Origin of the sequence: Mycobacterium sp., from assembly GCF_040398885.1 — a bacterium.
Classification (GTDB): Bacteria; Actinomycetota; Actinomycetes; order Mycobacteriales; family Mycobacteriaceae; genus Mycobacterium.
This window is the reverse complement of sequence record NZ_JBBATF010000076.1, coordinates 8,422-14,360: the sequence shown is the minus strand read 5'-3', so window position 1 is coordinate 14,360 and position 5,939 is coordinate 8,422. Positions and strand designations below refer to the sequence as shown.

Below are 5,939 nucleotides of genomic sequence, written 5' to 3'. Positions count from 1 at the left end.
GTCGGTGAATTCGGCCGGCCCGCCCAGGTACACGTTGAACGGAGTGTGCGGCATCAGCTCATGCAGAAGTGCCGGGGTGATCTCGGCTGAGACGTGAACGTCGGCGCCACCGTCGGCAAGCGCTTCGAGTTCGCCCGCCGGCGGCGGTTCGTCGGCGCCGGGGAACGCGTGGATGACCATGATCGGCGTCTCCGGGTGTGCCGCAGCCTGTTCCGCGGCCACCGGCAGCAGTGCGGTGATCCCGGCGCCAGCGGCGATGAACACCGCCGGGCAGGCGGCCTTTGCGACGGCGGGGTCGACGGCCTCGACGGTGTCCGTCGTCTGCTGAGCGAACATATGCGCGCCTTCCCCGAGAGCGATCAGTTGCGGTGACTATGGTGCCGACTGCCGAATTTACGGGCGACTGCTTCGGCTACCGTGGCCGGGTTGGTTGTGCGGCGGCTCACAACAACGGCCGCGTTACACTTCCTGCCGTGTCGCTCAGGTCTACCGAACTACTCGTCCTCGTCGTGGTCGTCCTCCTGCTCCTGCCGGCCGTGGTGTACCTCTTCGGCACCTTCGCACTCATGGCACGGTACGTCGAACGCCGACCGGGCCAGGATCAGGTCAAGGCGATGCTGCAGGAGTTGTACTACGTAATGACCACCCAGCCGCTGATCCCGCTGTACTTCTTCATCGGCCGGCGTTTGGGCAACGGTGACGACGTCCCGGTCATCTTCGTCCATGGATATTTTCAGAATCGCGCCGACTTCCGTTGGTTGGCAGGGCAATTCCGCAAAGCATCCAAGGGGCCGTTGTACGGATTCAACTACCCGTGGTTCGACTCCGTCGACAACAACGTCCCGCGCCTGGGTCGTTTCGTCGAACGCGTCTGTGCCGAGAACGGGGCGGACCGGGTGAACCTGGTGGCGCACTCCCTGGGCGGCCTGGTCTGCCTGGAGTATTCACACTCCCCCGGCGGCATGGAACGGGTGGCGCACTGCATCACGATCGGCACCCCGCACGCCGGGGTGAAGTGGCGCGGACCGCTGCTGGGCAAGGTGGCCGCGCAACTCCGTGAGGGCGAGTTCCACAGCGAGCGTCGCGAACGCGCGGTGGTCGCACCGACACTGAGCGTCTACTCCACCCACGACAACGTCGTTCACCCGCAGGCGACCAGCGAACTGGGGGCCCGGGGCGGCAACGACGTCGCCATCGAAGGCCTGGGGCACCTCGCGCTGCTCTTCTCCCCCGAGGTGGCCCAGGTGCTGATCGAGTTCATCGAGCAGGACGGCTAAGGCCGCAGCAACCGCCGGACGTCTTCGGGCAGTTGGCCGAGGGCCTTGTCCATCTGGGACCCGGGAAGGTGTCGGCTCACCGCCGCGGTGGTCTTCTCCGCGGCTTTGGGCACATCCTGCACGGCGATGGTGGCTTCCCTGGCGAATCGCTGACGGTAGCCCTCGGCGTCGTACTTCATCGGGACCGCGACCGGATCCCAGCCGGCGTAGAACACCCCCCGCAGCAGGTCGGGCAGTTGCGCCGAGAAGTGCGCGGCCGCCTCCACGCCCATCCGGTCACGCAGGGTGTGCAGCCACGCCCGCAGCACCGCGTAGGCGAATTCCGTGTCGTCGGTGCCGAATTCGTCGGCCACGTCGACGACCCAGAAATAAGCGACCTGGCTCGCGTGCTCGACCGCCGACACCGTTGCATGCGCTGGCATCGCCACCCCCTCGTCAGTGACTGGGGATGGCTTGCTGAGCGCAGATCGCCTTGACGAAATGCGCCACCGCATGCTCAGGAAGGTGCCGGGCGATGTCGGCCTCGCTGACGATTCCCACCAGCCGGTGGTCCTTGTCGATGACCGGCAACCGCCGGACCTGGTGTTCCTCCATGATGTTCAGCATCTGCTCGACGGTGGCATCGGAATCGACGTGATAGGTGACCTCCTGGGCCAACTTGCCGGCGCCGACCGTGTCCGGATCCTGCCCCGCGGCAACACATTTGATGACGATGTCGCGATCGGTGAGCATGCCGTGCAGGCGGTCGTCGTCGCCGCATATCGGCAACGCACCCACCCCGAGCTCGCGCATCCGCTTGGCTGCCGTGGTCAGTGTCTCGTGCGCGCCGACGCAGACGGCCTTGGCGTGCATGATGTCACTCGCAGTGGTCATGGTGACTCCTCCTCTGGTTCCGGGGCTTCAGTTCGCGACCTGCACGGCGACGTGCTTGACCGCGGGCGCGACCTCTTTGGGCAGGGCCACGTCGACGGTCAGGATGCCCTTGTCGTAGGTGGCCTTGATCTCCTCGGCGTCGGCGCCGGAAGGAAGCGTGATGGTGCGCATGAACGATCCGTAGGAGAACTCCGAGTGCCCGCGGGTCTCCTTCTTCTCCGAGCGGTCGGCTTTGATGGTCATCTGGTTGTCGCGCACCGTGATGTCGACGTCTTTGGCGGGGTCGATGCCGGGTATCTCGGCACGCACCAGGTAGTGGCCGTCCTTGACCTCCTCCTCCAGTCGGATCAGGTTGGCCTCGGCCAGCAGTGGGCGCATACCCACCCAGGAGGGCAGGCCGGTGAAGGTGTCGGACAACTCGCTGAGCCAGGACCGCACTGGCCGGTGTTGGGGAAGGTTGTTCATGGCGTTCCTCCGTAGATGATGAACTGATGGATCCGCAGTCGGTTCCCACCGGTCACGTTTCGGGATTTCCCCGTCCGCTGCAATAGATCGCCGGATCCCTTTGCGATGGAACACCGGATTCCCCCGCCGGGGGACCCGGCCCGCTGGGCGGGTCAGGCCGGAATGGCAAACTACGGGGCGTGATGACGCGACTGATGGCCCCGCTGGCCGCGGTGGTCCTCGCCGGACTGGCCGGCGCGCCGGCTTCCGCCGAGCCGCCCGGCATGCTCAGCTTCGGGGGGCTGCAGCGGACCTATGTCCTGCACGTCCCGCCGGGCCAGCCGACCGGCCTGGTGATCAATCTGCACGGCGCCGGGATGAACGGCGGTCAGCAGGCCGCGGTGACCGGGTACGACAGGGTCGCCGATCAGTACGGCTTCGTGGTCGCCTACCCCGACGGCACCGATGCCTCCTGGGCGGACGGCCGCGGCGCGTCGCTGCCGGACCGTCAGGGCGTCGACGACGTCGGCTTCCTGGCCTCTCTGATCGAGAAACTGTCCCGCGACTTCCGGATCCCCCCGGGCCGGGTGTTCGTCACCGGGATGTCGGCGGGCGCGTTCATGGCCAACCGGCTGGTCTGCCAGCGTGCAGATCTGGTCACCGCCATCGCCCCGGTCGCCGGGACGCTCGCTGCGGGCCTGCCGTGCGCGCCGTCGCGGCCTGTCTCGGTGATGGCGGTGCACGGCACCGCCGACCCCGTGGTCCCCTATGAGGGCGGCCCCATGGTCGGCCGCGGCGGCGCCAGCACCATCGTCTCCGCCCCGGCGCTGGCTGAGCGGTGGCGGGAGATCAATCGTTGCCCGGGACCACTGGTGGGCGATCCGGCGGCCACCGGCGAGATCCAGGAGTTGTCGGCCATCGGCTGTGCCGACCGGACCGAGGTGGTGCTGGTCCGGATCAACGGCGGCGGCCACACCTGGCCGGCCGGGCTGTTCTCGCTGCCGGCCGACGTGGTGGGCCCCACCAGTATCGCGGTGGACGCCTCGGGGGCCAGCGCGCAGTTCTTCGCCGCGCAGGGGCGCTGAGTCCGGTTCAGGAACCGGGGGTGATCCGGCCGGTCGCCGGGTCGAGGGTGATCACCACGGTCCTTTCGGCGGTGGGCGGGGCCGCCATCGGTTCGTCGGGCTTGCGTTCCAGGAACCGGTAGACGAAGTGGCCGTCGGCGAAGTCGACTCCCCGCGGGACGATGCGGTCGCCCAACGGGATCGCGTTCGTCGCGTGGTAGGCGCCGTCGTGGTCGACCGCCAGCACCGCGTAGTAGAAGGTGCCACTGCCGCCCGGATCGTTCGCGATCAGCAGGGCCGCGTCGCGGGCGCCGTTGCCGGTGGCGTCGGCGATGACCGGTTCGCCGACGACGCGGGCGGTGTCCCTGGTCGCCGAACCGGCGGCGGACTGCTTCTCGGCGACCCCGTCCCTGAGGTCGAAATTCCGGCCGTCGATGCTGACGGTGATGTTCTTGACCGCCGCCGGTGGCTCGGCGTTCCGGTGCACCGCGGTCCGCATCACGGCGACCAACAGGATCAGCGCCGCCACCGACGCCAGGAGCAGACCGGCCAGGACGGGTCTCTTCACCGCGCGCCCCTATCTCATGTGCAGGTAGTAGGAGACGGTCCGCGGCGCGACCTCGCTGCCGCCGAACCAACCGGTGACCCGGGCGCTGGTCCAGAAGTTCGGCCTCAGATCCTGTGGCAACGGCTTGTGGACGCTTCGGTCGCCGTAACTGACGGTGATCCCGTCGTAGTCGACCGCATAGTCGAACGTCGCCCCGGCCGGGATGGAGATGATCTCGTCGTCGGTGGGAAAGACGTAGGCGAAGTCCACGTCGAAGAACGGCCCGACTTCATACATCTGGTTCTGCAGGTTGTACCGCCAGACGACCATGCCGGCGTCGCGCTCGGGCCGCCACGGCGTGAAGGTGATGCCGGCGAGTTTGTTCCAGTCATACTGGTCTTCGTCCTCGAGGTCGTAGCGGGAGTCCGCGGTGAACGTCGCGTCGCCGGAGACTTTGCGGACCCATATCGCCCACGGGTTGGGAATCGCGAAATGCGTTCCCTTGTAAATGGTCACGAGGTGGCCGCGGGGATCGAACAGGGTCGGCTGCACCGGTTGGGTCTGCGCGGCCGCCGTCGGCGGAGGTGCGGCCGGTGGTGTGACCAACGGCGGTGTGACTGCCTTCGGGACGTCGGCGGCTGGGGCCTCCCGGGCCTCCCGGGCCACCGGGGCCGGGTCGACAGCCGCCGCAACCGGGGCCCGGCGTGCCGTCCGCACCGTGGCGGCCGGCTTCGGGCGGGCGGGGTCCGCAGCGCTATCGGCGTTGGGCGAGAACGACTTCCGTCTCTCGCCGCGGTCCGGCGCCGGGGCTTCGCCCTCCCGGGTCCGGCGCGCCGATCCGGCGCGGGAACCGTGATCCTCCGATCCGGCGGCGGAGGCGGTATGGCGTCCACGCCCGTTCCCCGGGTCGTCCGGGGAGGCCGACGCCTCGCCGGCGCACGCGAGGGCGACCGCCGCACCGATGCCGAACGCCACCGCCAGGCCGCTGAGCCGGGTCACTGAAGCTTCAGGTAATAGGACACGGTCCGCGGGGCGACTTCGTTGCCGCCGAACCAGCCGCTGACCCGGGAGGCGGTCCAGACATTGGGTGTCAGGCCCTGCGGGTAGGGCTTGTACACCGTCTTGCCGCCGTAGCTGATCGTCACACCCTGGTAGTCGACGAAGTAGTCGAACGTCTCGCCGGCGGGCACCGAGATCACCTCGGTCTGCTCGTCGGGCAGGATGCGCTTCTTGTCGACGTTATAGAACGGCGCGATCTCGAACTCCCGGGTGGTCAGGTTGTACCGCCAGCCGACCATCACCGAGTTGCGATCGGGTTCCAGCGGGGTGAAGGCGATGCCGGTGAATTTGTTCCAGTCGTACTGGTCTTCGTCTTCGAGGTCATAGACCGTGTCGGAGGTGAACGTTCCGGTGCCGGTGACCTGCTTGATGAAGTAACCGAAGCTGTTCGGGATGGCGAAATGGGTCCCTTTGTAGATGGTGATCAGCCGTCCCCGCGGGTCGCAGCCCAACAGCGACATCAGCGAGGCGGCGGCCGGTGCGGCGGGAGCCGCGGACGTCCTGGCCGCCGCGGCAGGCGCCGCAGCGACCGCGGGTATCGCCCTCGCGGGCAGCACCGTCGCCACCGTCGCCGCAGCGGGCGGCACCGGAACGTCGGCCGTCGGCGCCGCTGCGCTCGGCGCCGGCGCCACGCCCGCGGCCGGACGCCCCGGGTTCCGGCCGGCCCGAGAGGGC

The 5,939-nt window shown here is 68.6% G+C and carries 7 protein-coding genes and 2 pseudogenes; 2 read left to right on the top strand and 7 right to left on the bottom strand.

Annotated features, from left to right (window positions below; all coding sequences use genetic code 11):
* Positions 1-336: pseudogene (locus ADBZ5U_RS08945) on the bottom strand (hypothetical protein); the annotation flags it as partial.
* Positions 337-473: 137 nt separating this feature from the next.
* Here ADBZ5U_RS08945 and ADBZ5U_RS08940 point away from each other — a divergent pair.
* Positions 474-1,277: an alpha/beta fold hydrolase gene (locus ADBZ5U_RS08940; RefSeq protein ID WP_526264527.1), complete on the top strand. Its 804-nt coding sequence runs from the start codon at positions 474-476 to the stop codon at positions 1,275-1,277.
* On the opposite strand, the gene ADBZ5U_RS08935 is transcribed toward ADBZ5U_RS08940, so the two are convergent.
* Genes ADBZ5U_RS08935 through ADBZ5U_RS08925 form a run of 3 tightly spaced genes read right to left on the bottom strand, consistent with a single transcriptional unit; the run spans position 1,274 to position 2,615 of the window.
* Positions 1,274-1,699, bottom strand: coding sequence for a DUF2267 domain-containing protein (locus ADBZ5U_RS08935; RefSeq protein WP_526264525.1), 426 nt, complete (start codon positions 1,697-1,699; stop codon positions 1,274-1,276). The two genes, ADBZ5U_RS08940 and ADBZ5U_RS08935, sit on opposite strands and share 4 nt — an antisense overlap.
* Before the next feature lie 13 nt (positions 1,700-1,712).
* Entirely contained in the window at positions 1,713-2,150 is a 438-nt protein-coding gene (locus ADBZ5U_RS08930) for a CBS domain-containing protein (protein WP_526264523.1), read from the bottom strand.
* A gap of 27 nt (positions 2,151-2,177) precedes the next feature.
* Positions 2,178-2,615, bottom strand: coding sequence for an Hsp20/alpha crystallin family protein (locus tag ADBZ5U_RS08925; protein WP_526264521.1), 438 nt, complete (start codon positions 2,613-2,615; stop codon positions 2,178-2,180).
* A gap of 182 nt (positions 2,616-2,797) precedes the next feature.
* Between ADBZ5U_RS08925 and ADBZ5U_RS08920 the strand changes: the two genes are divergently transcribed.
* Entirely contained in the window at positions 2,798-3,679 is an 882-nt protein-coding gene (locus ADBZ5U_RS08920; protein WP_526264529.1) for a CE1 family esterase, read from the top strand.
* A 7-nt stretch (positions 3,680-3,686) separates the two neighbouring features.
* Here ADBZ5U_RS08920 and ADBZ5U_RS08915 read toward each other — a convergent pair whose 3' ends face one another.
* From ADBZ5U_RS08915 to ADBZ5U_RS08905, 3 genes and pseudogenes are all read right to left on the bottom strand, one after another.
* On the bottom strand, positions 3,687-4,226 hold the full coding sequence (locus ADBZ5U_RS08915) for a hypothetical protein (protein ID WP_526264519.1): 540 nt from the start codon (positions 4,224-4,226) through the stop codon (positions 3,687-3,689).
* Between the two features lie 9 nt (positions 4,227-4,235).
* On the bottom strand, positions 4,236-5,204 hold the full coding sequence (locus ADBZ5U_RS08910) for a hypothetical protein (RefSeq protein ID WP_526264517.1): 969 nt from the start codon (positions 5,202-5,204) through the stop codon (positions 4,236-4,238).
* Positions 5,201-5,939, bottom strand: a pseudogene (locus tag ADBZ5U_RS08905) (hypothetical protein); the annotation flags it as partial. The gene ADBZ5U_RS08910 and the pseudogene ADBZ5U_RS08905, both read right to left, overlap by 4 nt.